This is a genomic window from Chlorobaculum tepidum TLS, from assembly GCF_000006985.1.
Classification (GTDB): domain Bacteria; phylum Bacteroidota; class Chlorobiia; order Chlorobiales; family Chlorobiaceae; genus Chlorobaculum; species Chlorobaculum tepidum.
In genome coordinates, this window is the sequence record NC_002932.3 from 1,035,531 (window position 1) to 1,060,581 (window position 25,051).

Genomic DNA, 25,051 nt, shown 5'->3' on the forward strand with positions numbered 1-25,051 from the left:
AACGCCCGAAGCGCAACTCATTCTCCCATTTTCAGATCGAAATCGGATTTATCCGTCGATGTTGTGCGGCCTCACGCTTGCACGGTCTTCACCAGCTCATCCGTATTGATTCCCTTCAGGCGCAACTGCTCGAGCAGTTGCCGATAGGTAGCGTCATCCATGTACGGCGTTCTCGACAGCACCCAGCAGCGCGTTGCGGAAGGATTCGACACCAGTGCCCACGAGTAGTCTTCGGCAAGCCCGATAACCCAGTAATCAGCTTTGATATACCTGAAAAAAGTGACGATCAGCTTGGCGTTGCCACTGCCCTCAACCGGCACGGCGGTTGCCCTGATTGACTTCTCCCGGCCATTCCGCTTGCACGAGTTGCGCACCATCACCTTACCTTTGGCGGCATCAAGCGTGTACTCGGCTTTCGTGCTGGCACAGCCGCGCTGCTGCTTGCTCGGTATGGAGGCGATCTCATACCAGGTGCCACAATATTTCATGACATCGACCTCTGGTACGGTTTCCGGCCCGGTGGGATGGAAATATTTTCGGATAAGCTTTCTGAACATGGCTGAAACAGTGAGTGGTTTTGTCGAAACAGTTATACATCAATAAACCGGCGCAGGTAACGGCAAAGTTTCACACTTTCACCTTTGGAGAGCTTGTAACAGTTTGAAAGCATTGTTATTGTCGAGGTTTTTCAATAGCATTGATAGGTGAGCCTTCATTAAAACCTTGTTGTTATTGTGCCGACTGTCCGTATTGCCGAACCCGCTGACATCGGGGCGTGCGCCCGATTGCTGAATGTTCTTTTCAGCCAGGAACACGAATTTGCCCCTGACCTGAAAAAACAGAAGGACGGTCTCGGCATGATCATCGGCGACTCATCAGCCGGAACGATTTTCGTGTGTGAAATGGACGAAAGCATCATCGGCATGGTCTCGCTGCTGAATCTGGTCAGCACGGCGCTCGGCAAAAAGGTGGCAATGCTCGAAGACATGATCGTCGATCCCGAGTGGCGCGGACAGGGCATCGGCGCGATGCTGCTCGATCACGCCTGCAGCTGGGCGCGGGAAAACGGCTATGGCAGAATCACGCTGCTGACTGATGGCGACAACGTCCCGGCCCAGCGTTTTTACGGGGCACACGGTTTCGCGCGCTCAACGATGGTGGCATTCAGAAAACAGCTATAAGTTTAGAGGAGAAACTCGCATGAACGTCAAGGAGAGCGAACCGGCACAGGCCGACCTGCAGGCATCATGGATGTGCGCCGAATGCGGCTACATTTACGATCCCGCAGAGGGTAATCTCGAAACGAACATCCGTCCCGGCATGCCTTTCGACAAGCTGCCGGATGACTGGAGCTGCCCGGTGTGCAATCACCCGAAAAACCAGTTCACAAAATTCATTTCTCAGCTCTGAACATCAAAAAACCTAATAATCAGCATTATGGAACAGTGGAAGTGCAACATCTGCGGATACATCTACAACCCTGAAACCGGCGACCCTGAAGGCGATATTCCAGCCGGAACATCGTTTGAATCCCTCCCCGACAGCTGGATGTGCCCCGTCTGCGGCGCGGGCAAGGAAGAGTTCACGAAAATTTAAGGGCGGGAAAAGACATCTTTGATGGAGGTAGCCATCTTCTGGAAGGGCGGCACATAAACCGCCCTTCTGCATTTCTCCCTCACTCCATCTTGTTTTCCAGCGACTGGCTGGTCGCAATGACGGCGGCTTTGCTGGCGGGATAGAGGCTGACAAGCAGGGTGAAGAAGAGGGCTGCGGCTCCAACGGCGAGGAAGTCGCCGGTTTTCATGCTGATGGGATAGGCGCTGATGATGAAGGCACTCTTCGAGGGAAGCTGGACGATGCCCCACAGCTCTTGCGCTTTGCAGATGAGCCAGGCTAAAAGCGAGCCAAGCGTCGTGCCGGCCAGACCCGTCAGCCCGCCTTCGACGATAAAGATCGTCATAAACTGCGGCCGTTCGAGGCCAAGGCAGCGCAGATAGAAGAGTTCGTGGCGCTTGTCGATGACCGTCATGGCGAGCGATCCGGCGAGGCTCAGAAGAGCCACCAGAATCACCAGCATCAGCACGGCGAAGCTGGCCCACTTTTCAAGCTGCATCACGGCAAACATGTCGCGGTGCCGCTCCCGCAGCGTTACCACACGCAACGTTTTTTCCCGATGGGTTGCCGAAATCCATTCGCGAAGTCGAGCTTCGAGCGTTTCGTCGCTCACCCCTGACTTCCCCCTGATGTCGATGCCAGAGTAGCGCCCACGACCGAAAAGCAGGATGTTCTGGGCCATTTCAACCGGCGCGAGCACGTAGCGGTCGTCGAACAGCTTTTGCAGCGAAAAGCTGCTCTGGACTCGCACGTCGCTCATCGAAAGCGCGGGCATCAGCTCCGGTTGCGAAAGGGCTTGCAGGCCAGCTGAAATCAGCTCCGGGCTGAAGAGCCGCACCGGTTCATCAGGGTAAAGCCGTAGCCTTTCAGCAAGCAGGTTACCTGCCGAGATTCCGTCTGTGGAGAAATAGGGCTGCGTGGTGGAGGTCGTTTGCATCAGAGAGCGCTGCGCCTCGGCGGTCAAACCGCGCACCATGATCAGCTCGCTTTTGCCCGACGCAGTAATAATCGCCTGCCCCTCGACGAAGGGGTGCGCCGTTTCGACGCCATCGAGCCTGGCGATGGCGGCAAGCAGAGAGTCGCTCACTACCAGCGAGCGCCCCTGCGCGGGCACGATCTGAACCGGACCTTCAACGGTCACGAAGAGGTCACGGGCCAGCTTCTGGAAGCCGTTCAGCACGCTCATCACAACGAGCAGCGTCGAGACGCCGACGACGATCCCCGCGAGACTGATGCCCGAAATAATATTGATTACCCGGAAGCGCTTGCGCGCGAAGCTGTAACGCCCGGCTATCCAGATACCTGCTTTCATCGTTTTCTTTTCACGTGGTCAGTGCGGTTGCGGGCTGGAGCGAAGCGGCAACGCGTGATGGAATGAAAGCGAAAAGCAGCGTCAGCACCGCCACGCCCCCCGACACGGCGAGGTATTGAAGCGGGTCGATTTCGAGCGGCACGTGGCGGATGAAGTAGCTCTTTTCCGGCAGCGTAATGAGATGGAATCGCAGCTCGAAGAGCGACAGGCCAAGCGCGAGCAGGTTACCCAGGCCAATGCCGACCAGTGAAATCATGAGCGCCTGTCCCATGAACACCAAGCTCACGGCGCGAGGTTCGAGACCAAGCGCGGTCAACATGCCGATCTCCTTCGTTTTTTCGATGATGAGCACCAGCAGCGTCGAAACGATGTTGAACACCGCCACAACCGTGATGGTGATGATGAGCAGTGGCATGATGTTTTTCTGGAGTTTGAGCCACTCAAAAAGGTTTGCGTAGCGCTCGTACACCGTGTAGGAGTAAAAGGGATAACCGAGTGTGGATGCCACAGTCGCCGAAATCGCCTGCAGATCGCGCAAGTTGCCGACGTTGGCTTCGTAGCCCGAAATCATGTCGGGATGGTAAAGCTGTTGAAGCCTGCCGAGATCGGCGAAGACGATGATGTCGTCGAAGCCTTCGGAGAGGCCGGTGTCGTAGATGCCCGCGACTCGCGCCACGTGCAGATCAAGGCTCGACAGCAACTCGACCACGCTCTCCTTGCCGGTGATGCCGGACGTGCCGTTTTTGCCAGCGATGCCGACAATCAGCAGTTGATCGCCCGCCTTGACACCGAGCTTGTCGGCGAGCGTCCTGCCAAGCAGGATGGGCAGCGAGCCGTCCGCAGAAGCCGGAGCCGATTCGAGCAGTTCCGGTCCGTTCTGCAGAAAGCGTGAACTCTCGCGTGGATCGATCCCCTGAATCATTGCTGGTGCGATCTCTCCGCCTGCATCGCCCTTCCCGGCGCGGCTCCGGAGCATCACGTTCATTTCAAGAAACGGTGAAACCGAAACGATGCCCGGCACGCTTTTCAGCGTCTGAAGGTCGCGGCGGGTTTCAAGAAACAGGCGTTCGTCGGGCTGGCGTACCTGAAGATGCGAGGTGAACCTGATGAGCTTACCCTCGATGACCGAAGCAAATCCATTCACAATCGACAGCGTCAGAATCAGCGCCGCCGTCCCCACGGCAATCCCAATCACCGCCGCCAGCACGATAAACGTCGGCTTCGACAGCGAGCGAGGCTTAAAGGCAAATCGCCTGGCAATGTAGAGCTCGGCTTTCACTGAGTAGTCAAAGGCGCGGATGATGGATCGTGGTTCAGGAGAAGACGAACCTCCCTTCTAATGCAGGGAAAGATAAGAATTTCTGGGCATCTGGTGTGGATTGCGCAGTAAAGATTGGGAGAGGACTAATGGCTGGAGCGGATTTGTAAAGGTCTCGAAGCAAAAGGTGATTCAAGGGATGTCGGAAATCCGGATTGTAAGGGCAGTGACCCGCAAGCCAAGCCGGGTTATTCCCCACTACCGCTCCGCCACCTTCTCTTTTAAACCTCCCTCGTAAATGCCAAAACCATATTTTTCCCTGATGACTTTGCTTTGTAAAGAGCTTTGTCAGCATTCACAATCAGCGAAGTACCGTCAGTGGCGTCATCGAGCCATGAGGCGACACCGATACTCACCGTCAGTTGTCCGCCGGGCTGCTTGCTTTCGTGCTCGAACGGTTCTGCGTAAATGATGTTGCGCAGCCGCTCGGAAATATCAAGCGCTGTCGCCCGGTCAGTCTTCGGAAAAAGGATGGCGAATTCGTCACCCCCAAACCTCGATGGAATATCGGTCATGCGACACTCCTTCCTGATGATTTCGGCGATTCTCGCCAGCGCCCTGTCTCCGGCAACGTGCCCGTAACGGTCGTTATAGTTCTTGAAGTTGTCGATATCGATCATGGCGAGCGAGATATCGCCGTTGAAGCGCCGTGCCCGCTCGACATCGATAATGAGATGCTCCTTGAAGTGGCGATAGTTGTAAAGATTGGTTTTTTCATCGCGGATGTGCAACTCGTCAAGCTTGCGGTTTTTCTCCTCGATGTCGTGGCACATGCTCGCGACCGATTCGCTGACGGAGCGCATGTCGGCGGATGGATCCTCGCCGTTCAAAAGGGTTTCAGCAGCTTCGGCGGTATCGTGCAAACTTTCGGAAAGATTGCAATTCAACAGGGCAAGCCGTTCTGAAAGTTTATGGAGTGGAATGATCGAGCGCCGGTAGCTGGAGATGATAAGTTTCCCGCCAGCCAGCACAACAACAACCAGCAAAAGCGTAATAAACACGAGATAGTAATTCAGGCTGGCTGTGAGCTGCGCTTTTTCATCAGTGATCTTCGCGCTCAGCTTTTCTATCATGCCATCCATATCGACGACCATGAGCTGGAGCGATTCGCGGCTGACCGGAGCGGCAAGCGGCTGGCGGTGTTTCAGCCACTGGTTGAGTTCACTTCCCTGCTTCATCTCCAGGCTGCGCCCAATCTCCGAAAACCTGGCACACTCGATCCGGAGCTTCGACTGAATATCCGCCTGTTTGCCAAGTACAAGATGCTCATCCCCAAAAAGCTGTTCGATCGACGAAATGCTGGTGCGGCATTCAACCAGCCTCATGCGCAACGACTCGTCTTCACTGATCTGGTGAAGACGGGAACTCTGGAAAGCACCAAACCAGGCGGTTCCTCCGGCAGCCAGAATCAGCGCCACAATACCGAAAATCATTGTTAACCTGAGGAAGTAATTGCCTGTAGTATCGCTTTCGTTTTTCATTTAGTCACTTGAGAATGATGGTACGCACGAGCTGTTCGTATGGCGCCATGTCGCCGCGCTCAAAGAGCTTCTGCCCCTCTTTGGCAAGCCATGCGCCAAACCCGGTCGCCAGCGGGTTGTACGGATCGTAGAGATAGAAAATATCCGTGGAAAGCGGATACTCGCCAGTATAAATCGTTTCGGGAGAAGCCGCCACCGGCTTGCCGCCCGCATCGGCGCTCACCGGCACCGCTTTGATGCTGCTTCCATAGCCGGAGCGCAAGGACGCCGCATACTCGGGCAGGGTCATAATCGCAGCAGCATACCGGTCTTTGCTGACGCGATCCAGCAGCGTTGGCAGGTCTGGCTCCGCTGAAGCCGAAAGAGCTTCCGTTTTACCGAAGAGCATCTCCGAAAGCAAAGTGCGGGCACGCAGGTTGCTGCCGTCCAGGCAGGCGACGATCGTACCGCGCGAGCCACCGAGAGATTTCCAGTCAGTTAGACGTCCGGAAAAAATCGCTTTCAGGTTGGCAATCGAGACGGAGTAAACGGGATTAGCGCAGTTAACGACAAACACAAGCGCATTGCGGGCGACCGGCTGACGTCTGACGGGATGCTTCAGCGTGGAAAGCAGCGAATCCTCACGGGCAGAGAGAGCGCCCTCGATGAGCGCTGCATCGACCTTCTTTTCGAGAAGCCGCAAAACCGGGCGGGAAGATTCCTGGGAGAGTTTGATGGCCGCGTTCGGATACTGGTCCGAAAATGCCGCTGCTTGAATTCCGGCAACGGCAGTGAGCGATTGATCAACCGCCACGGCAAGAGTTCCGCTGATGGGCGTGTCACCGGAAATGGCCGAACCAAGAGGGCTTTCCGGCGAAGGCGCACGCATCCAGAGCCAGACAGGCACAGCAATGCCTGTGGCCAGAATAAGTGCAATCACGACGTCACGGAACCGGTGATTCATGGTATTTTTTTAAACGTTAGGCTGAAAGATAGGCAAAACGGCAGAACATTGGAATTGTAAACATTTCGGAAATGCCCTGTTTCTTCATGGAAATAAAGCGTGAATTCACTAACATCCGCTTTCCTGAATATTTATTCACTCTGGTGCATTCGCATTTAAACCCTGATGAATCATATCCCGATGCAGAATAAGAAGGTTACGGTTTCGGTCATCGGCGCTTCAGGATATTCAGGAGCCGAGCTGGTGAAGCTGCTCATGAAGCATCCGGGAATCGTTATCGAAGAGCTTTACGCCCACACCCAGGCGGGCAAGCGCTTTACGGAGCTGTATCCGTCGATACCCTGCGACAAGACGTTCCAGACCTATGCCGGACAGACCAATAGTGATGTTTACTTGCTCGCTCTCCCGCATGGCGAGGCGTTACAGCTGGTGCCGGGCATCGTGGCTGCCGGAAAAAAGGTGATCGACCTGTCGGGCGACTTCAGACTGAAAAACACCGCCGAGCACAAGCGCTTTTATGGCGGCGACAAGTCGGCGGAGGACGTGCTCCAGTACGGAATGCCAGAGCTGTTCCGCGACGAAATCGCTGGATCGACAGCAATCAGCAATCCGGGTTGCTACGCCACGAGCATCATCCTCGGCCTTGCGCCCCTCTTCCTTGGCGGCATGGCGGGGCTCGACGTCGAGTCGGTGAACGTGACAGCGGTTTCCGGCATTTCGGGCGCGGGTCGAAGCGCGAAGCTCGAACTCTCGTTCTCGGAGATGAGCGGAAACATGCGAGCCTACAAGGTGGGCAAGCACCAGCACACGCCCGAGATCATGCAGACACTCGGCACCTCCGTGACCGATCCGTCGTTCCGCTTCGTCTTCACACCGATGATCGCGCCTTATGTCCGAGGCATCTACTCGGTGCTGAACGTGCGCCTCGCCTCGCCGGTAGCCATGGAGCCGGTCCGCGAGCTGTATGCGGGATTCTACGCCAACGCTCCGTTCGTCAGGTTGCGCGACGGCGTAACCGAGGTGAGCCACGTCGCCTACACCAACTTCTGCGACATCAGTCTCGCTTTCGAAAGCGACGGTTCGCTGGTGATCATCACAGCCATCGACAACCTCGTGAAGGGCGCGGCGGGTCAGGCGGTGCAGAACATGAACCTGATGCTCGGCTTCGGCGAAACAACTGCTTTGCTTTAAACATTATCGACTTACACAAGATTGGAACCATTTGAAAAATCGATTGCCGCCGTCAAGCGCCTCGCCAAGAGAACTGTCTGGCCTGAAGGCGTGAGGCCGGTTGTTGCCGATCCCGCTTCGGACGCTGTTTTCTGGCCTGAAGGCTTCACGCTCGCAGGCATCAACTGCGGCATCAAGCCGACGAGCAAAGATCTGATGCTGATGCTCTGCGACGAACCGGCCAGCACCGCCTCGGTCTTCACAACCAACCTTTGCTGCGCGGCTCCGGTCGAGCTGTCAAAGGCCGCATTGTCGGCCTCCGGCGGCAAGATGCGGGCCGTCATCTGCAACAGCGGCAACGCCAACGCCGCCACCGGCGCGGCAGGAATGCAGAATGCGCGACTGATGGCAGAGTCCACGGCGCAAGCCTTCGACCTCAACGCAGGCGAGGTGCTGGTCGCCTCCACCGGTGTGATCGGCCAGCAGCTGCCGGTCGAAAAAATCGCCGGTGCCATGCCCTCGCTGAAGGCGACCTCCGGTTCGACGCAATGGTGTGATGCCGCCGAGGCGATCATGACTACCGACACCTTCCCGAAGGCGTTCGGGGTTGACGTGAAGCTCTCAGGCGGCACGGCGAGAATCGCGGGCATCGCTAAAGGCTCTGGCATGATCTGCCCGAACATGGCCACCATGCTCGCCTTCCTGGGCACCGACGCCACCATCGAACCGGCGCTGTTGCAGGAGCTGCTCGCGGCAGCGAACGCGGTGAGTTTCAACGCCATCACGGTTGACGGCGACACCAGCACCAACGACATGGCGGCGATCATGGCAAGCGGCAAAGGGCCTGAAGTACTGCGCGGTTCGGACAACGCACGCCTCTTCGGCGAAGCCTTGCGTTCCGTGATGACCATGCTCGCCCAGCTCATCATCGTCGATGGCGAAGGGGCAACCAAGTTCGTCGAACTGCGCGTCACCGGCGCAAAAAGCAACGAAGAAGCTCGCATGGCGGCAATGACCGTGGCCAACTCGCCACTCGTCAAGACGGCCATCCACGGCGAAGACGCCAACTGGGGCCGCATCATTGCTGCGGCGGGGCGCTCCGGCGCATCGTTCGTGCAAGAAGAGCTGTCGGTGTACTTCGACGACGAGCCAATTCTCAAGCCGGGGCTCGATGCCAATTTCTCCGAAGAACGGGCCAAGGAGGTCATGTCGAAGGAGGAGTTCACCATCACCCTTTCGCTCGGCAAAGGTGCGGGCAGGGCGACCGTGTGGACCTGCGACCTGAGCCACGGCTACATCGAAATCAACGGCAGCTATCGCAGCTGACCGGTTTTGCCCATCTTTTCACAAGGACTATTCATGGAAAAAATGTGCAGTGAGTTCCGCCCCGAGGGAAAAAGACCTGAGCCGGCCATCGGCTACATGCTCGTCGAGGCGCTGCCCTACATCAGGAAATTCGAGGGCAAGACCTTCGTCATCAAGTATGGCGGCGCGGCCATGAAGGACGAGGTGCTCAAGAACATCTTCGCAGAAAACGTCACACTCCTGCGCAAAGTGGGCATCAAGGTAGTGATCGTCCACGGCGGAGGTGATGCCATCACCAAAACCTCCGCGAAACTTGGACTGGAAACAACCTTTGTTCACGGCAAGCGTGTGACGGACCGCCAGACCGTCGACGTGATCCAGATGACGCTCGCCGGAAAGGTGAACCAGGACATCGTGCAGCTCATCAACAAGGATGGCGGCAACGCCGTTGGCGTCAGCGGTCTCGATGCCGACACGATCCTGGCCAAGCCATCCCCGAACGCCTCGACCCTCGGCCTGGTCGGCGAGGTGGCGGAGATCAACACCCGCTACATCGACCTGCTCTGCGACGCAGGACTGATTCCGGTCATCGCGCCCATCGGCTACGACATGGAGGGCAACATCTACAACATCAACGCCGACGATGCGGCGGCGGCCATCGCCGTGGCGCTCAAGGCTGAAAAACTGATCTACGTCAGCGACGTGGAGGGCGTGCGGGTCGGGAACCGGATTCTGAAAACGATCTGCAAGGCGGATGCGGCTGAGCTCATCGAAAAAGGAATCATCACTGGCGGCATGATTCCCAAGGTCGTTTCGGCCTACCAGACGCTCGACGGCGGCGTCGGTAAGGTGCACCTCATCGATGGTCAGATCACCCATTCGCTGCTGCTTGAAGTCTTCACCAACGAAGGCGTCGGCACGCAGTTTGTCAACGAACTTGAACAAGAACCAACTGCTGAAGAAGGAGCATCATGAGCCAGGACAACAAAGGCAACGGATCAAAAAAACGCGACTTTCTCGGATTCACCGGCCTCGATGCAGCCAAAATCATTGAACTGTTCGACTACTCGCTTTTTATCAAACAGCAGCGCGAAACCAACCGTAACAGTGACGAGTTCCGCCCGATCCGCCACAAAACCGTGGCCATGATCTTCAACAAGCCCTCGCTGCGCACGCGGGTGTCGTTCGAACTTGGCGTCTATGAACTTGGCGGCCACGCCATCAGCCTCGAAGGCAAGTCGATCGGCGTTGGCGAACGCGAGTCGATCGAAGACATCGCCCGCCTGCTCTCGCGCTACAACGACGCGATTGTCGCCCGCCTGCACGAGCACGAGATCATCGAAACCCTCGCCAAGCACGCAGATATTCCGGTCATCAACGCGCTGACCGACCTGTCGCACCCGTGCCAGGTTCTGGCCGACGCCTTCACGCTCTATGAAAAGGGGCTGTGGCGCGACGACATCAAAGTGGTCTTTGTCGGCGACGGCAACAACGTGGCGAACTCGTGGATCGAACTGGCCGGCATCCTGCCGTTCCACTTCGTACTCGCCTGCCCTGAGGGCTACCTGCCCGATGAAACGCTGTTGAAGCAGGCGCGCAGCAACGCTAAGGGCACGATCGAGATTCTGCACGATCCGATGGAGGCGGCAAAACAGGCCGATGTGCTCTATACCGACGTCTGGACGAGCATGGGTCAGGAAGAGGAGATGGCCGAGCGCCTGAAGGCGTTCGCACCGTTCCAAATCAACGCGAAGATGGTGGCCGAAGCCAAACCGTCGGCGGTGATCATGCACTGCATGCCCGCGCATCGCGGCCAGGAGATCAGCGCCGAGGTGATGGACGGCCCGCAGTCGATCATCATCGACGAGGCCGAAAATCGCCTGCATGTGCAGAAGGCGCTCATGGTGAAGCTGATGAACCACGACGTTTACCGCAAGTTCCACCTGACGCACCGCCTGCACCGGGCTGCAAATCGCCTCAAAGCCTGACGCGAAAACGATGAACAAGGCCAGCAGGCAGAAAAAGATCAGGGAACTGATCGAAAACCATGAGGTCTCGGGACAGCAGGAGCTGCTCGGTATGCTCGAAAAGGAGGGCATCGTGGTCGCCCAGGCTACCCTGTCCAGGGATTTCGCTGAAATGGGGGTCGTCCGGAACCGCACGTCGGACGGCGGCTACCGGCTCGCTGTGCCCGAAGAGCCGCAGGTGGATATCATCAAGGGGCTGGTCGGCATGGAGGTGCTCTCGGTAGCGTCGAACGAAACTTCGATCATCATTCGCACCCTGCCGGGGCGCGCACATGGCGTCGGCTCGTTCCTCGACCGGCTCACCAACGACAACATTCTCGGCACCATCGCCGGAGACGACACGGTGCTGGTGATTCCGTCCACGGTCAGGAAAATTTCGTCCGTCAAATCATATATTCAGAAAATTCTTTCACAACCATAACAGGTCCCTACGCATGAGCAAGGAAAAAATTGCGGTCGCCTACTCCGGCGGCCTTGACACGTCAGTCATGATCAAATGGCTGAAGGACAAGTATGAAGGGGCGGAAATCGTTGCCGTCACGGGCAACCTCGGCCAGAAGATGGAGGTCGACAACCTCGAACAGAAAGCCATAGCCACCGGCGCAAAGTCGTTCCACTTCGTCGATCTGCGCAAAACCTTCGTCGAAGAGTACATCTGGAAAGCACTAAAAGCTGGCGCGTTGTACGAGGATGTGTACCCACTGGCCACTGCGCTCGGACGCCCGCTGCTCGCCAAGGCGCTCGTCGATGTGGCGCTCGCCGAAGGGTGCACCATGCTCACCCACGGCTGCACCGGTAAGGGCAACGACCAGGTGCGCTTCGAGGTCGCCTTCGCCGCGCTCGCCCCGCATATGAAGGTGGTCGCCCCGCTGCGCGAGTGGGAGTTCACCTCACGCGAGCAGGAGATCGCCTACGCGATGGAGCACAACATCCCGGTTTCGGCGACCAAGAAAAATCCCTACTCGATCGACGAGAACATCTGGGGCATCAGCATCGAGTGCGGCGTGCTCGAAGATCCGATGGTCGCTCCCCCGGCTGACGCCTACCAGATCACTACGGCTCCCGAACTTGCACCCGACGAGCCGACCGTTGTCGATATCGAGTTTGCCCAGGGGGTGCCCGTGGCGCTCGACGGCCAGCAGATGGAGGGTCTCGACCTCATCGTCAGACTCAACGAACTCGGCGCGATGAACGGCGTCGGCAGGCTCGACATGATCGAGAACCGTGTCGTCGGCATCAAGTCTCGCGAAATCTACGAAGCCCCGGCAGCCACCATCCTGCACTTCGCCCACCGCGAGCTCGAACGCCTCACGCTCGAAAAGTCGGTCTTCCAGTACAAGCGCAATATCGGCCAGGACTACGCCAACCTCATCTACAACGGCACCTGGTTCTCGCCAATGCGCAAAGCGCTCGACGCCTTTGTGGACGAGACGCAGAAGCCGGTCACCGGCATGGTCAGAATCAAGCTCTACAAAGGCTCGATGACCCTGCTCGGCCGCACCTCGCCCAACTCGCTCTACAACGAAGCGCTGGCCACCTATACCGAAGCCGATACCTTCGACCACAAATCTGCCGAAGGTTTCATCAAAATCTACGGATTGGGCCTGAAGACTTTCCACGAGGTAAACAAGAGCGAGTGATAATTCAAAATTATCGCAGTTAAAAACAAAAAAGCAGGCACAGATTTTCGTAGCCTGCTTTTTTTATAACATCGATTACTTACCCGACAAACAAAAATCTCTCGGCATTCTTGTTACACAGCATATCTTTCTCTTCCAGCGTCAGCGCATTGGTTTTGAAGAAAAAGTCGAGATATTGACTATACGAGTTTATATCCTGCAAGTTAATCATAAAGTCTGATCCGAAGATCAGACGCTCAATCAGTCGCGCTCTTTCTGCTGAATCATACCGATCCAACAAGTCTTTTAGTGCATCATAAGATTTTTTATCAACTCCCTGATATGAAATATCGGTATAAAGATTTTCATACTTGTACTTGCTTGAAACAGTATCCTTTTTGAGAATCATATCAGCAATTTTCTTGCGCCACACCTTGCTATCCGCACCGCCAAAATGAGCCAAATTGAGTCTCAATCTTTCAAATGGCTTGTTATTTTTTTCGTCAGTATAATCAAGTACCTGCTCCCACTTATATGGACTAGAGAAATTTTTAAAATCATCATCCACAAGAAATCCGCCCGGACTACAATGCGCGGTTATCGGAATATTGTGATCTATACAATATTGATACAGGTAACAGACTTTCGCACGCTCAATATCATCTTCAGGCCAGGGATCGAAACCAAGAGGAGGATAGACTTTGATACCTAAAAAATAGTAAGAACCAATTGACTCAATGTCACCATTGAATTGACGCCAATTGACAGCATCTATTTTTTTACGCCTCATCTGAGGTGATGTGTCATATTTAAATTCACTAAAGTTTTTATCCAAAAGCTGTACAAGGCTGACTGAAATACTTTTACCTGTTGTATTGTCTTTTTCAGAATAATAATTCTGCGTGTTGATCCCCATGAATGGAATGATCTGAAAAAGCGGTTCTGCGTGCCCGGTGATATATTTATCACGATAAAGGTAATAATCTCTTATTCCTATACATAAATCCTCCACCTGCGCAACAATCGGCTTCCATCTGACCTTGTATATAAGATTCGTTTTTCCGGAATCCTTTAATCCAAAATCCATAATGAGAGGGGTCAATACTATTTTATCATACTCTTTTTTTTCACCATTTCCAGAAATAACAAGAACATTATTCAATGGTATTTTTTTTCTTAACTCCTCTTCCATCTGGATAAGACAATCCCCTATATCCGTTTCCATTGCTGCCAGCAAATTCATAACATTGGCAAGCTTCTCCTTTACCTTATCGAGCAAGTTTGACTTTATCTTGGAAATTTCTATTTCCCTTTTCTTTTTATCTCCAAATTTAACCACGACAAATACAAACAAGATCACGGCGATCAGGGAAACAGCATAAAGTATCCACTTGATAACCACAAAATGACCGGTCAGCAAGAGTGTTATAACAACAACCGGAATAACAAAAAGAAGCAAGAGCAAAGCTGCTTTCAGATACACAGAGTACTTCAACAACAGAGGTTTTATGCTGTCATTATAAATCCTTTTGATAATCGCGCTGAGATTGGGATGGCTCAGATTCATCATATGGCAATGTGAATCATAAAAATATCTCATATCAACCCCCTTTTTCAAATATTGACATTAGAGAAACAGAGGTACAAAGTCATCTTTTGCACCGCTGAACCAGACCAAAGTACTCCCGAGAACAGCGATCAAAGTGGGCAAGAAAATTTTTAACCGCCAGCGTAATAAACAGCAGGTCACCTTGTGACATTCAGCCTTGCATGACCTGCCTTCGTGCCGTGGCATCGAATACCTGCCGGATTGCAGAAGTTCAATCACCGGTAAGGGTAAAGAATTCTGCGGTGCGAATAACCCCGGCGGGAGAGGCCGTATGGCAATCATACAACAACGCCGCGCCGGCTTCATCGTAAAACTGCTGCAATAGTTCCACGCTCTGTACCATCTGCCGAAATCCGGTCAGTGCAGCGATGAAATCGTCGGCTTTGGTAAACGTATCCACACTTTCTCTGAAATAAAGGTCATCGGCAAGGCAGTTACGAGCCGTGGCAAAATCCCCGCTTGCCCAGGCGAGATGGTAGGTTTCGATCAGCTTTCAGTATCCATGATGACACTCCCCTGTGATGGTTCCTGTGAAACTCTCCGCCAACACTACAAATCTCATACAATTGCAGCTATGAAGCAACACCGGGCATTTTTCGGCAATGCTACCGTACGACGCATCGAAAAAACCTTTTTCAGCCATCCATTGTTGCACTACACTGAAAAAGAGGGAACAAGATCATGAAAACCGTCATGCTGATGCTGACAAGCCTGTTGATGGCCGGATGCTCCGTGCTGGGAAAGCGGGAGGCCGCAGAGCCGCCCTACGAACTGCTGAAACACGATGGCGCGTTTGAAGTACGTCGTTATGGGCCTATGGTGATCGCTGAAACCATCCTCGACGAAAAGAGTTACAGTGCCGCAAGCGGCAAGGGATTCAACCGGCTTGCCGGATATATTTTCGGCAAGAACAGGTCAAAAACGTCGATCAGCATGACCGCGCCGGTTTTGCAGGAGCGCAGCAGCGAAAAAATATCCATGACGGCGCCGGTTCTGCAGCAACCACAAAAAGGCGGATGGAGCATGGCGTTCGTGCTTCCCGAGGGTTTTACCCTCCAGTCTGCCCCCGAACCACTCGATCCCGAAGTGAAGCTCCGGGAGCTGCCACCATCAACGATTGCCGTGGTCACCTTCTCGGGCCTGCACTCCGCCGCCAATCTTGAAAAGTACAGCAGGCAACTGCAAGCCTGGCTCAAAAAACAGGGATATCGCGCACTTTCGGAACCAAAGCTCGCCTCGTACGATCCGCCATGGACCATTCCCTTCCTGAGGCGTAACGAAGTGCAGATCAGGATTGAGCCCGATCACGGTGAATCCGGCAAAGAGTGATCGGAGATTCGCCATCGGCACGCGCGGTATCGTTTCCCGGATAAACGACTTGGCCGATCAACCGGACGCGAAAGAGACCTTGAAGATTTAAAGCTGCCTGACCTTGGGGATTCGTGAGCAACAGAAATCTAACAACGGATCCCCGATGGAAAAGTATATTAAGACCGGCAACCACTTGTAACCATCAAAACATCTCAGACATGGCCATGACCGTCGAAATCAGGGACAACAAGCTCTGCATCGAAATCGACCTCGAAAAACCGACCCCCTCGTCATCCGGCAAAACTCTCGTTGTCGCCAGCACTCACGGCAATGCCGTCACCGACGTCATGATCGAAGGAAAACCTGTAACGATCGGTCTGAACGCCTACATCAAAAAGTAAGACGAACTGGCAAGACGGTGCCGCCATCCCGCGCGGTGCACGTCTGCTTGCCGGACAATTTTTCGCCGAGCCTGAGCTGTTGTTTTTTCAGGGTTTAATTGACTGAGATGTAATCCTTTGCTTTTGTCGCATCTTCAATGACCGTCAGCCCGAAAAACACTTCCACATCGCCCAATTGCTTCGGCGATGTCACCTTATCCATGAAACTTTCCCTTATCTTCACCATGAGTTCCGGATGAACGGTCACGGTTGACGGATTCTTGACGTTGCGGAATCCAAACAACATAGCCGCCAATATTTCTTCACGAAAAAAATCAGCGCCTATCTCATACCTCTTCCCCATTTCACTCCCTGTTTTCGTTCAAAAAATATATCTGATTCACAATCAAATCAAACGCTCTCTTTCTACAACAAAAGCTCCATCTCCATAGATATGAAAAAAAGACATCCTGTCATTGATCGGTGCCGTTTCAATCCACGCGCCCGCGCGGGGCGCGACGATGATAGATGATTAAAAGTCTAATAGATAGACGGTTTCAATCCACGCGCCCGCGCGGGGCGCGACATTATGTGGTTATGCGAGGCGTTAAACATCGCCCGCCGTTTCAATCCACGCGCCCGCGCGGGGCGCGACAGGCTCGCTTTGTGAGGGCGGTACTCCAAGAGCTGTTTCAATCCACGCGCCCGCGCGGGGCGCGACATGCGTTATGAGGACTTCCGATCAGCCTATTACGTTTCAATCCACGCGCCCGCGCGGGGCGCGACATTATGTGGTTATGCGAGGCGTTAAACATCGCCCGCCGTTTCAATCCACGCGCCCGCGCGGGGCGCGACTTATGCTTTTGTGTCTTTTGTCCGGCTTTTGCAATGTTTCGTTTCAATCCACGCGCCCGCGCGGGGCGCGACGCTTTAAGGTCAGCAACTTCACGTTGATGTGCGGTCGTTTCAATCCACGCGCCCGCGCGGGGCGCGACTTGAATGGGTCGAGCACTCACGTCCTACGACGGGCGTTTCAATCCACGCGCCCGCGCGGGGCGCGACAATGGTTCACAGCACGGGAGCGCCGCACAGGTTGTTTCAATCCACGCGCCCGCGCGGGGCGCGACCTGCTTTGCCGTACATCAGTGGCGAAGATGCTCGGAGTTTCAATCCACGCGCCCGCGCGGGGCGCGACTACTTTGCCAGGCGATCATCGAGAGTATAAAGCGTTTCAATCCACGCGCCCGCGCGGGGCGCGACGCGGTCCCTTCCAGTATCTCAGCAAGAGTTATGAGTTTCAATCCACGCGCCCGCACGGGGCGCGACCGAGGAGTATATGAAGTCGCAGCAAGGTCTCTACGTTTCAATCCACGCGCCCGCGCGGGGCGCGACTGATGTCTCCCGATCGCCTCGTCCCGGTATGGTCGTTTCAATCCACGCGCCCGCGCGGGGCGCGACCTTGACGCCCAGCTCTTGCCCCTTGCTCGCGTTGTTTCAATCCACGCGCCCGCGCGGGGCGCGACATACCAAGTGGCCAAAGCTGCTCAAGAGATTCAGTTTCAATCCACGCGCCCGCGCGGGGCGCGACCACCTCGAGCATCTTGCTCAAACAATTTCTGGATTTGGTTTCAATCCACGCGCCCGCGCGGGGCGCGACGTCGGTATCCTTGAGCCGCTCGATGTCGTCGATGTTTCAATCCACGCGCCCGCGCGGGGCGCGACGCCGATCCGGATATAAAGAGCGGGTGGAGAACGAGTTTCAATCCACGCGCCCGCGCGGGGCGCGACCGGTAGGTCGTAGCAGCTGATCGTCGCCGCCCCAGTTTCAATCCACGCGCCCGCGCGGGGCGCGACCCGCGGCGCCCTCATGAGTGACGCTGATCTGTTCGTTTCAATCCACGCGCCCGCGCGGGGCGCGACTAGAGCTGGGCGCTTGTCCCGATTGGGTCATCCGGTTTCAATCCACGCGCCCGCGCGGGGCGCGACTTGCCAATGTTAGCACAACAATATCAATCACAAGTTTCAATCCACGCGCCCGCGCGGGGCGCGACACATATCTAGTGCCACCTCGAGCATCTTGTTCGTTTCAATCCACGCGCCCGCGCGGGGCGCGACGCCTGTACTGCTATGACGATAGTATCAGACAAACAAAGTTTCAATCCACGCGCCCGCGCGGGGCGCGACCTAAACGCAATTGCGATCCGCGTAACTTTACAAGTTTCAATCCACGCGCCCGCGCGGGGCGCGACAGGTTCGATTTGTTAAGGCGGTACTCCAAGAGCTGTTTCAATCCACGCGCCCGCGCGGGGCGCGACCCGACTACGTTTATCAACGGCGTTCCAAGCGCCGAGTTTCAATCCACGCGCCCGCGCGGGGCGCGACAAGAGGGCGATCAGCAAGAGACGCCAGCGGCCGAAGTTTCAATCCACGCGCCCGCGCGGGGCGCGACAGAAATAAATCTCATCCATTAACTTAACTTATCAGTTTCAATCCACGCGCCCGCGCGGGGCGCGACTCAGGCCGGAGAGCGCGCGGACACGCTGGTCGAGTTTCAATCCACGCGCCCGCGCGGGGCGCGACACCGCTCCATGTGTCCCTTGAGCGACGGAGACCAGTTTCAATCCACGCGCCCGCGCGGGGCGCGACCATTGACAGGGTCGCCCCAACGGTACTTCGGGCCTCGTTTCAATCCACGCGCCCGCGCGGGGCGCGACACCTGTACGACGCAACACCGGCATCATAACGCGATGTTTCAATCCACGCGCCCGCGCGGGGCGCGACATGCTCCGCTCCCGTGCTGTGAACCATTTCATGGAGTTTCAATCCACGCGCCCGCGCGGGGCGCGACGTCATTATTGACAAGCCCTGCGTCGATCATGGCCAGTTTCAATCCACGCGCCCGCGCGGGGCGCGACCCTTTCGATCGCCCGCAGGGTTGTCTCTGAGATCCCGTTTCAATCCACGCGCCCGCGCGGGGCGCGACAAGCGACTGAAGACCAAATTGTTGAAGCCATCAAGTTTCAATCCACGCGCCCGCGCGGGGCGCGACGATTGATCAAATTGACCTATTTCGTACAATACAGTTTCAATCCACGCGCCCGCGCGGGGCGCGACGGCGCTCCGGATGGGTCATGAGCTACGACCCGAGCGTTTCAATCCACGCGCCCGCGCGGGGCGCGACTATGCGCAACCGCTGGATATTTGGCACTTGGCGCAGTTTCAATCCACGCGCCCGCGCGGGGCGCGACACTTCGCGGAAGGCAAGCGATACCCGGTGCGGCTGTTTCAATCCACGCGCCCGCGCGGGGCGCGACTCTCGATCGCCCGCAGGGTTGTCTCTGAGATACCGTTTCAATCCACGCGCCCGCGCGGGGCGCGACCCTAATATGTCTTTACATTTACCAGATTTTCAAGTTTCAATCCACGCGCCCGCGCGGGGCGCGACTGTTTGGCTGTATCGCCAGATACTCTACGGCTTCGCAGATGAGTTTCCGCGAACCGCTTCGTATGCCAAACAACATCTTACGCGAATCTGACGATACAATCAATATCTGCATACAAAAAAACAACTTGTTTCGGACGCGAACCAGCAGGCACTTCTGGTACAGCTTCAGGTTCGCGATTTATAAAATCAGCGTTCCTTCGAGATCACGAGGCTCTTTTGCGCCTTCGTGCTCTACCCTGCCCTGCCAGTTCGAGCCGAGAAAGTAAAACCGCAAGCTATCGAGTTTCGGGTCCATCTCATTGAGCAGTTTCGACCTCAATTTAACCCACTGGGCCGGATCGACGTTGCATTCAAACACGGAAAACTGCACGCGCTGGCCGTAATTCTGGCAGGTCTTGGCGATTCTGCGCAGTCGTCTCCGGCCCGCAGGTGTTTCGGTGTTCACATCATAGGTAACAAGAACCAGCATGAGCTATCTCCAGACAAATGGCGGATACATGTCAATATCTCCCCGGATATACCGGGCGAGCAACATGGCCTGCATGTGCCAGAGCAGTCCGACAGCCATTTTTTCCCCGACGAAAGGATGCTCGATCTCTTCCTGTTTCCTTTGCTGATATGCAGTTATGAGCGTCTTTCGGGCATCATCTTTCATAGCTACCGCCCCGGTTTCAGAAATATCGAAGTCTTTGGCGTGAATCTGTCCCCGATTGATCAGTGACAACACCAGACGATCACCGATATAAGAGCGGAACTCTTCGAGCATATCGAGGGCAAGGCTCGGTCTGCCCGGCCTGTCTTTGTGAAGGAACCCCGCTGCCGGATCAAGACCGCACGATTCAAGCGCGGAACGAATATCGTGTGTCATCAGGGTGTAAACAAAAGAGAGCAGACAGTTCACCCGGTCGAGCGGTGGCCGCCGGCTACGCCCTTCAAACCTGAACGCTGGATCATCGGCGGTAATGCACTCATCAAAAACACTGAAATAGGCTTTTGCCGCTTCCCCTTCTATGCCTCTGATCAACTCCTGATCCGTTGCTTCCTGCAAACGCCGGATGCATCCTGCCAGTACATGCTGCGCGTTCTTCAACTTCTCCCCGTCCGTTTTTTCGGGATGATCGCGCAATGCCCTGGCCAGCGTTACCCGCGCGTTGCCGATTTTACCGATAACGAATAAACGGGCCAGCGTTGCTGTTTGATCATAGTTGTCAGCCATCCGGTACTGCGCTCTTCGCAACAGGATATTGCCCTTTACCGGCCCCTGCATCTGGCAAAGAAAGCGCCCGTGCTCGGTCAGAAAGGTAACCGCAACGCCAAGCTGTGCGCAATGGCCAAGCAGAAACGGACTGCACGACACCTGCCCGAAACAGACAATTCCGTTGAGCATGTGCAGCGGAATCCGGGTCTTCTCGACGCGGTCGATCGATATGAGCACACACTCCCCCTCTTTGGAGAGATACGAGCCCTGTGTCGTCACGAACAAGGTGTTGAGATGCTTTTTCAAATTTCCTCCCCGGAGAGTTCACGATATAACTTTTGGACGTACCGTTTTGCCGAACCGTGGCGTTCGAGTACCTCGGGCAGACATTCATCGACAAGCGAACACAGTTTGCACTTCGGGCCAAATTCCGGATGAGGCGTCACGCCCAACGAAAACAGCCCATGCACACCCGCGGCCGCTGCAACAGTTTTGGAGCGTAACACCTCATCGAAAACTACATCGAGCCGTCGCATTGTCTGGCCGTAAAACAGCGCCCCTGAAGGAATCGCGCACGAGCGCATCTCTTCGAGACACATTGCCTGCGCGCAAAGCTGCACCTTGTCGGCATCGTGCTTTTTCGGCTTGCCGCGTTTGTACTCCACCGGAAACGGCTCAAACCCGCCCTCTCTCCGGTGCCACTCCACTACATCGGCCACGCCGGAGACGCCAAGAACAGCGCTTCGCAACGGCACGCTGCGTGTAACTTTCACGCCCTCGCGGTACGAGGTGACGGCGCTGTCAGCCCGCTCATGCATCTCTCGCCCCTCGGCAGTGTACAGATTCTCGCTCCAGACCTGTTCGAGGTGAATCAGTGCACACTGCCGCGGACAAAAGACGTAATGCTGCAAAGCGGACAAAGCAATAAAATCGGTTTCGGCGTACATACTTATCCGAGTTTCCGAAGAAGCTTCACCTCGCCAAGGTTGGACTCATCAACCAGCACTTCGTAATCCTTGAACGAACGTGCCGGGCCTTCGGAATCTTCTTTGCGCTTGACTGTAATCCGCTCGAAAAGCTGGCTTGCCGGAGCATTGCCCAACGCTGAACTGTGCTCGAAAACGTACAGGCCGCGAGTGGACATCAAGCCGCGAGCTGCTGAACGGTCATGCTCGAACATGTTCAACAGAGCGTCCCAGAACAGGTCGAGGTCTTCTGCGGAAAATCCGGTCTGACTGGCAAGATTTGCCGAAACGAACCCATGAGCGCGATACAAGCCGTACGGAACGGTGTACTTGCGTCCCATCGTCCGATTATCGCCGCTTTGCTTTTCTGCCTCCGCTTCAGTGGCAACAGCCATGCGGGTAATGCTGTGCTCCAGCGCCACGACAGGCTCGACCGAACGGGCAAACGTCATCTGAATCGGGCCACGTACTTGACCGGCATTAGCCCCGGTTGACATCACGGCCCCGAAGGCGCGAATATCATAGTATTTTGTACACATCTGAACTCGCCCTTTGTCAACCTCTCCGCCCTGAGCCACACCTGGTTTGTTGCGTTTCGATCCGTCTTTTGAATCTGCTGGCGCAGCATTCAAATCGATATTCAGCGCCTTATAAGCTTCATCAATCTTGTTATTCAGAATCGCCTTCTCCTTGATGAAAATGTCTTGTCCTAACAACTGTACATAATTTCTAACCTTTCGCTTCAAACAAACATCGGTTACAAGTCCCATGCCGGTTTCAGCATCGATTCGAGGAAGATTACCCGCATCGGGATCGCCATTCGGGTTGCCGTCCTGAACATCGAAAAGCACAACGAAATCATAGCGTTTATCGACAGTAGTCATAATGATTCTCCTGTGGTTTAATTGTTATTTTCTGAATCTTTCTTTTTGAAAAAGTCTTGGCGCTGGTGATAATAACCAATCGCAAATCGTGCCTGATCTTCCATTGAAAGATGTGATGGCATTTCATTGCCAATCCCCTCAAAAACGCCGGCAAGCATCCGCTCGAAATTGACACGGCGTCCAGCGTTGTCAAGCTTTGAGAGATGATGATTTTTCAGCTTCAACAATTGCGGAAAAACCGTCACCGGAGTTGATGAGGCCGCTCCATAAAAGCGATCGCGAATCGTTGCGTTAAGGCCGGGACTTGCCTCTTCCTGAATTTTTTCCAGAACGGCAAAAAGCCGCCCAAGACGATACCCCGGATTGTTGTTGGTTGGATCGAGTGCCACGGTTATCTCCTTTGCTTTTGTGTTATAAATTCTTGAAAAACGGTTGAGACAGGCTTTCAGAATACTCGCTTGAATCCTCGTCACCTCTTGCGTAGCGCGGATACGGCGGATTGCCTGTTGAAGCATCGTTGCGGGATACAAGCCACCGGTAATGACCGATTGAAAAATCTGTCCGGAAAGATTGGGTGGAACGTTATCCACCTTCCCCTCGTGCGCCATTGCTGACAGTAGCCAGAACATCGAAAAATGGCCACTATCTTTCGGGCTTCGGATAATTTCAAGATCATCGAAATGCTGCCGGATATTCCCGGCAAATTCCGCAATCGTTCCGGTATGCCAGAATCGAACGGAAATACGAGCCGAGTTCGGCGCAAGTCCGAGAACATAAAAACGGGTTTTGGAATCCATTTGAGCATGGCCACTCTTTATTCCTTCGTAAAGAGCTTTAACTGCTCTGACGTCTGCATCAGGATCATCTTTCGAGTACCCAAAAAAGGCAGGAAAATCCTCTTCAAAAACATCCTGTTTTTCAGACCAGAAAACGGTCGTCGCATCTCCAACCTGAACTTTGTTTTTTGAATTCTTGCCCAACAGCATATTCAAGGCAGTGGTGTAAGCAAACACCGCAGACTCGCTGATCGGAGCGTTGAACGCTTGCTCTTTTCCATAAGAGTCATAACCGGAATTCTTCTGAAATGAGACGAATTTCTTTGAATCCTTGTTGATCGGAGTGTCGCTGTGAATTCTGGCAATCGCCGCCTTTTTGCCTGTCACAAGACAAAGGCCGACGGCATCATCAGCACTCTCTCCAATCTGAGTCTCGATATACCTTTTTACGGCATCCCGGCATGGCACAAGATCGACTTCGCCATCGAGCCGGAAGCTCATATTGCATCCAATGATTTTGGTGCATTCTCCCCAGTTATCAGACTCCTTAACTTTTTTATATTCGCCTTTTTCGTAAAAGCGAATGACGGCCAGAACGCCATCATCGCCTTTGACATTTTCAGGTAATGAGCGAAGTTTTTCTATAAAACTCGGCATCTGTTTTTCAGCCATCGCCTGATCTTTATCACTTTCACTTCGTGAATGACCAAGCACATAGCCGTAATGATCCCACAGCAGAAAGCTGGTCTTATAGGAATTTGATCCGGTACGTCCAACAGATTTCGGCAATAGATATGGCTTCGCTTTTTTCTTTTTGCCATCCCCTTCTCGAGTATCTTCGAGCGATACGAAATTTCCCTCCCGATCAATGACGATGATGAATGGAATCTCCTTCCATTCAAATCCTTCCGGTGCAATACCGCTTTCCGGATCGGCAGCTTTTCGCTGGTAATAGTCGTACAGTGCTTGCAGAATCATTTTCTCACCTCCTCGCTCTCCCAATCGGGCACTTTGATAACTCCTTTTTCCAGACACGCCGGGAAAAATGCCGGAGGTGGCTCTTTCAAGTTCTTTTGAAAATCGAGGTCGTAAAGCATAAATCCCAAATTGCGGGTTTCGCTGATCGGTGGGGGTTCATTTGCCAGATCATCGACCAGCCTGAATTCGCAACTGAACTCGCGGCAGCCGAGATAGGGCTGGTTGAAGCACTGCCCTTTCCGCGCCCGGCGCTCGAAGATGGCGTAGTATTTTCCCGGATTTTCATCCTTACGCAGCTCTGAGGTTTCCCTGCCGTCCTGCAATGATTCCGGCACCGGGCGCTTTGCATCTGGCCGCTCCGACGGCGGAACGAACTCAAGCTCGGCGTGAAGCCGGTAGGCCACATCCCGCAGAAACAAGCCAGCTCGTTGCTGACGCGCCGTTTCAATGAAAATGCCGTCGCTCCGCTCGCTTGCTGTTTGGCCGACCTCGTTGCGCCGCACCGAAATCCACTTGATCGGATTCAATACTTCAATCTTCCGAATCCGCCAGCGAATGGCCGGTTTCCAGAAAATCGCCTCGAAAATTCCCCGCGCCGCCGATGGGGTAATGACGTCGTAGCTCACCCGCTCGACCTTCATTTCGGGCCGGGTGAAGCAGGCGTAATCGCCCTTGACTTCAAGACAGAATGTTTTATTCCAATGCTCCATAACGTT

25 protein-coding genes and 1 CRISPR repeat array are annotated in these 25,051 nt (G+C 54.8%); of the genes, 11 read left to right on the forward strand and 14 right to left on the reverse strand.

Features of this window, described 5'->3' with window-relative positions; all coding sequences use genetic code 11:
• Positions 1 to 71: 71 nt before the first annotated feature.
• Positions 72 to 557, reverse strand: coding sequence for a lipocalin family protein (locus AYT24_RS05015; protein ID WP_164926981.1), 486 nt, complete (start codon positions 555 to 557; stop codon positions 72 to 74).
• A 177-nt stretch (positions 558 to 734) separates the two neighbouring features.
• Between AYT24_RS05015 and AYT24_RS05020 the strand changes: the two genes are divergently transcribed.
• From AYT24_RS05020 to AYT24_RS05030, 3 genes are read left to right on the forward strand one after another with little or no spacing between them, the layout of a single operon-like run.
• Complete coding sequence (locus AYT24_RS05020; protein ID WP_164926982.1) at positions 735 to 1,181, forward strand: GNAT family N-acetyltransferase; 447 nt, start codon at positions 735 to 737, stop codon at positions 1,179 to 1,181.
• Between the two features lie 19 nt (positions 1,182 to 1,200).
• The gene (locus AYT24_RS05025) at positions 1,201 to 1,410 is read left to right on the forward strand and encodes a rubredoxin (protein ID WP_010932778.1); all 210 of its coding nucleotides are present in this window, start codon (positions 1,201 to 1,203) and stop codon (positions 1,408 to 1,410) included.
• A gap of 27 nt (positions 1,411 to 1,437) precedes the next feature.
• Complete coding sequence (locus AYT24_RS05030) at positions 1,438 to 1,596, forward strand: rubredoxin (RefSeq protein WP_010932779.1); 159 nt, start codon at positions 1,438 to 1,440, stop codon at positions 1,594 to 1,596.
• A 79-nt stretch (positions 1,597 to 1,675) separates the two neighbouring features.
• On the opposite strand, the gene AYT24_RS05035 is transcribed toward AYT24_RS05030, so the two are convergent.
• From AYT24_RS05035 to AYT24_RS05050, 4 genes are all read right to left on the reverse strand, one after another.
• Positions 1,676 to 2,926: an ABC transporter permease gene (locus AYT24_RS05035; protein ID WP_010932780.1), complete on the reverse strand. Its 1,251-nt coding sequence runs from the start codon at positions 2,924 to 2,926 to the stop codon at positions 1,676 to 1,678.
• 10 nt (positions 2,927 to 2,936) lie between these two features.
• The gene (locus AYT24_RS05040) at positions 2,937 to 4,205 is read right to left on the reverse strand and encodes an ABC transporter permease (RefSeq protein ID WP_010932781.1); all 1,269 of its coding nucleotides are present in this window, start codon (positions 4,203 to 4,205) and stop codon (positions 2,937 to 2,939) included.
• Positions 4,206 to 4,465: 260 nt separating this feature from the next.
• Positions 4,466 to 5,725, reverse strand: coding sequence for a GGDEF domain-containing protein (locus AYT24_RS05045; RefSeq protein WP_164926983.1), 1,260 nt, complete (start codon positions 5,723 to 5,725; stop codon positions 4,466 to 4,468).
• A gap of 4 nt (positions 5,726 to 5,729) precedes the next feature.
• On the reverse strand, positions 5,730 to 6,668 hold the full coding sequence (locus tag AYT24_RS05050) for a substrate-binding domain-containing protein (RefSeq protein WP_010932784.1): 939 nt from the start codon (positions 6,666 to 6,668) through the stop codon (positions 5,730 to 5,732).
• Between the two features lie 165 nt (positions 6,669 to 6,833).
• Here AYT24_RS05050 and argC point away from each other — a divergent pair, with 165 nt between their 5' ends.
• The 6 genes from argC (at position 6,834) to AYT24_RS05080 (ending at position 12,810) form a co-directional block, all read left to right on the forward strand.
• Positions 6,834 to 7,859 (forward strand): N-acetyl-gamma-glutamyl-phosphate reductase, encoded by a 1,026-nt coding sequence (gene argC, locus AYT24_RS05055; protein ID WP_010932787.1) that lies wholly within the window; start codon positions 6,834 to 6,836, stop codon positions 7,857 to 7,859.
• 90 nt (positions 7,860 to 7,949) lie between these two features.
• Complete coding sequence (gene argJ / locus AYT24_RS05060) at positions 7,950 to 9,164, forward strand: bifunctional glutamate N-acetyltransferase/amino-acid acetyltransferase ArgJ (RefSeq protein WP_010932788.1); 1,215 nt, start codon at positions 7,950 to 7,952, stop codon at positions 9,162 to 9,164.
• A 33-nt stretch (positions 9,165 to 9,197) separates the two neighbouring features.
• Positions 9,198 to 10,118 (forward strand): acetylglutamate kinase, encoded by a 921-nt coding sequence (gene argB, locus AYT24_RS05065; protein WP_164926984.1) that lies wholly within the window; start codon positions 9,198 to 9,200, stop codon positions 10,116 to 10,118.
• Positions 10,115 to 11,131, forward strand: coding sequence for an ornithine carbamoyltransferase (gene argF, locus AYT24_RS05070; RefSeq protein WP_010932790.1), 1,017 nt, complete (start codon positions 10,115 to 10,117; stop codon positions 11,129 to 11,131). Before argB ends, argF begins: the two co-directional genes overlap by 4 nt.
• 10 nt (positions 11,132 to 11,141) lie before the next feature.
• Entirely contained in the window at positions 11,142 to 11,591 is a 450-nt protein-coding gene (locus tag AYT24_RS05075) for an arginine repressor (protein ID WP_010932791.1), read from the forward strand.
• A gap of 13 nt (positions 11,592 to 11,604) precedes the next feature.
• A complete protein-coding gene (locus AYT24_RS05080; RefSeq protein ID WP_010932792.1) occupies positions 11,605 to 12,810 on the forward strand; it encodes an argininosuccinate synthase in 1,206 nt (401 codons plus the stop codon).
• 79 nt (positions 12,811 to 12,889) lie between these two features.
• On the opposite strand, the gene AYT24_RS05085 is transcribed toward AYT24_RS05080, so the two are convergent.
• Together AYT24_RS05085 and AYT24_RS05090 are read right to left on the reverse strand one after the other, a co-directional pair.
• Entirely contained in the window at positions 12,890 to 14,389 is a 1,500-nt protein-coding gene (locus tag AYT24_RS05085) for an amidohydrolase family protein (RefSeq protein WP_164926985.1), read from the reverse strand.
• Between the two features lie 220 nt (positions 14,390 to 14,609).
• On the reverse strand, positions 14,610 to 14,888 hold the full coding sequence (locus AYT24_RS05090; RefSeq protein ID WP_164927240.1) for a nuclear transport factor 2 family protein: 279 nt from the start codon (positions 14,886 to 14,888) through the stop codon (positions 14,610 to 14,612).
• A gap of 191 nt (positions 14,889 to 15,079) precedes the next feature.
• On the opposite strand from AYT24_RS05090, the gene AYT24_RS05095 reads away from it, so the two are divergent.
• Together AYT24_RS05095 and AYT24_RS05100 are read left to right on the forward strand one after the other, a co-directional pair.
• Positions 15,080 to 15,727, forward strand: coding sequence for an SOUL family heme-binding protein (locus AYT24_RS05095; RefSeq protein ID WP_010932797.1), 648 nt, complete (start codon positions 15,080 to 15,082; stop codon positions 15,725 to 15,727).
• A 200-nt stretch (positions 15,728 to 15,927) separates the two neighbouring features.
• Positions 15,928 to 16,110, forward strand: coding sequence for a hypothetical protein (locus AYT24_RS05100; RefSeq protein WP_129052038.1), 183 nt, complete (start codon positions 15,928 to 15,930; stop codon positions 16,108 to 16,110).
• 94 nt (positions 16,111 to 16,204) lie between these two features.
• Here AYT24_RS05100 and AYT24_RS05105 read toward each other — a convergent pair whose 3' ends face one another.
• The 7 genes from AYT24_RS05105 to cas5c all read right to left on the reverse strand — a co-directional run bounded on the left by AYT24_RS05105 (position 16,205) and on the right by cas5c (position 25,045).
• Positions 16,205 to 16,453 (reverse strand): hypothetical protein, encoded by a 249-nt coding sequence (locus tag AYT24_RS05105; protein WP_010932800.1) that lies wholly within the window; start codon positions 16,451 to 16,453, stop codon positions 16,205 to 16,207.
• A 124-nt stretch (positions 16,454 to 16,577) separates the two neighbouring features.
• A CRISPR array of direct repeats spans positions 16,578 to 19,534; the repeat unit is 32 nt; unit sequence GTTTCAATCCACGCGCCCGCGCGGGGCGCGAC.
• A 178-nt stretch (positions 19,535 to 19,712) separates the two neighbouring features.
• Positions 19,713 to 20,003, reverse strand: coding sequence for a CRISPR-associated endonuclease Cas2 (gene cas2 / locus AYT24_RS05110; RefSeq protein WP_010932801.1), 291 nt, complete (start codon positions 20,001 to 20,003; stop codon positions 19,713 to 19,715).
• Positions 20,004 to 20,006: 3 nt separating this feature from the next.
• Positions 20,007 to 21,038, reverse strand: coding sequence for a type I-C CRISPR-associated endonuclease Cas1c (gene cas1c, locus AYT24_RS05115; protein WP_010932802.1), 1,032 nt, complete (start codon positions 21,036 to 21,038; stop codon positions 20,007 to 20,009).
• Positions 21,035 to 21,679: a CRISPR-associated protein Cas4 gene (gene cas4 / locus AYT24_RS05120; RefSeq protein ID WP_010932803.1), complete on the reverse strand. Its 645-nt coding sequence runs from the start codon at positions 21,677 to 21,679 to the stop codon at positions 21,035 to 21,037. Before cas4 ends, cas1c begins: the two co-directional genes overlap by 4 nt.
• Positions 21,680 to 21,681: 2 nt before the next feature.
• Positions 21,682 to 22,581, reverse strand: coding sequence for a type I-C CRISPR-associated protein Cas7/Csd2 (gene cas7c / locus AYT24_RS05125; protein ID WP_010932804.1), 900 nt, complete (start codon positions 22,579 to 22,581; stop codon positions 21,682 to 21,684).
• A 17-nt stretch (positions 22,582 to 22,598) separates the two neighbouring features.
• Positions 22,599 to 24,335, reverse strand: a complete 1,737-nt coding sequence (gene cas8c, locus AYT24_RS05130; RefSeq protein WP_164926986.1) for a type I-C CRISPR-associated protein Cas8c/Csd1 — start codon at positions 24,333 to 24,335, stop codon at positions 22,599 to 22,601.
• Positions 24,332 to 25,045 (reverse strand): type I-C CRISPR-associated protein Cas5c, encoded by a 714-nt coding sequence (cas5c, locus tag AYT24_RS05135; RefSeq protein WP_010932806.1) that lies wholly within the window; start codon positions 25,043 to 25,045, stop codon positions 24,332 to 24,334. Before cas5c ends, cas8c begins: the two co-directional genes overlap by 4 nt.
• Positions 25,046 to 25,051: the final 6 nt, after the last annotated feature.

Bases quoted from the DNA above. Each gene is read 5' to 3' on its own strand.
- AYT24_RS05015 (WP_164926981.1), bottom strand. From the start codon at position 557: ATGTTCAGAAAGCTTATCCGAAAATATTTCCATCCCACCGGGCCGGAA.
- AYT24_RS05025 (WP_010932778.1), top strand. From the start codon at position 1,201: ATGAACGTCAAGGAGAGCGAACCGGCACAGGCCGACCTGCAGGCATCA.
- AYT24_RS05030 (WP_010932779.1), top strand. From the start codon at position 1,438: ATGGAACAGTGGAAGTGCAACATCTGCGGATACATCTACAACCCTGAA.
- AYT24_RS05035 (WP_010932780.1), bottom strand. From the start codon at position 2,926: ATGAAAGCAGGTATCTGGATAGCCGGGCGTTACAGCTTCGCGCGCAAG.
- AYT24_RS05045 (WP_164926983.1), bottom strand. From the start codon at position 5,725: ATGAAAAACGAAAGCGATACTACAGGCAATTACTTCCTCAGGTTAACA.
- AYT24_RS05050 (WP_010932784.1), bottom strand. From the start codon at position 6,668: ATGAATCACCGGTTCCGTGACGTCGTGATTGCACTTATTCTGGCCACA.
- argC (WP_010932787.1), top strand. From the start codon at position 6,834: ATGAATCATATCCCGATGCAGAATAAGAAGGTTACGGTTTCGGTCATC.
- argB (WP_164926984.1), top strand. From the start codon at position 9,198: ATGGAAAAAATGTGCAGTGAGTTCCGCCCCGAGGGAAAAAGACCTGAG.
- argF (WP_010932790.1), top strand. From the start codon at position 10,115: ATGAGCCAGGACAACAAAGGCAACGGATCAAAAAAACGCGACTTTCTC.
- AYT24_RS05075 (WP_010932791.1), top strand. From the start codon at position 11,142: ATGAACAAGGCCAGCAGGCAGAAAAAGATCAGGGAACTGATCGAAAAC.
- AYT24_RS05080 (WP_010932792.1), top strand. From the start codon at position 11,605: ATGAGCAAGGAAAAAATTGCGGTCGCCTACTCCGGCGGCCTTGACACG.
- AYT24_RS05085 (WP_164926985.1), bottom strand. From the start codon at position 14,389: ATGAGATATTTTTATGATTCACATTGCCATATGATGAATCTGAGCCAT.
- AYT24_RS05095 (WP_010932797.1), top strand. From the start codon at position 15,080: ATGAAAACCGTCATGCTGATGCTGACAAGCCTGTTGATGGCCGGATGC.
- AYT24_RS05100 (WP_129052038.1), top strand. From the start codon at position 15,928: ATGGCCATGACCGTCGAAATCAGGGACAACAAGCTCTGCATCGAAATC.
- AYT24_RS05105 (WP_010932800.1), bottom strand. From the start codon at position 16,453: ATGGGGAAGAGGTATGAGATAGGCGCTGATTTTTTTCGTGAAGAAATA.
- cas2 (WP_010932801.1), bottom strand. From the start codon at position 20,003: ATGCTGGTTCTTGTTACCTATGATGTGAACACCGAAACACCTGCGGGC.
- cas4 (WP_010932803.1), bottom strand. From the start codon at position 21,679: ATGTACGCCGAAACCGATTTTATTGCTTTGTCCGCTTTGCAGCATTAC.
- cas7c (WP_010932804.1), bottom strand. From the start codon at position 22,581: ATGACTACTGTCGATAAACGCTATGATTTCGTTGTGCTTTTCGATGTT.
- cas8c (WP_164926986.1), bottom strand. From the start codon at position 24,335: ATGATTCTGCAAGCACTGTACGACTATTACCAGCGAAAAGCTGCCGAT.
- cas5c (WP_010932806.1), bottom strand. From the start codon at position 25,045: ATGGAGCATTGGAATAAAACATTCTGTCTTGAAGTCAAGGGCGATTAC.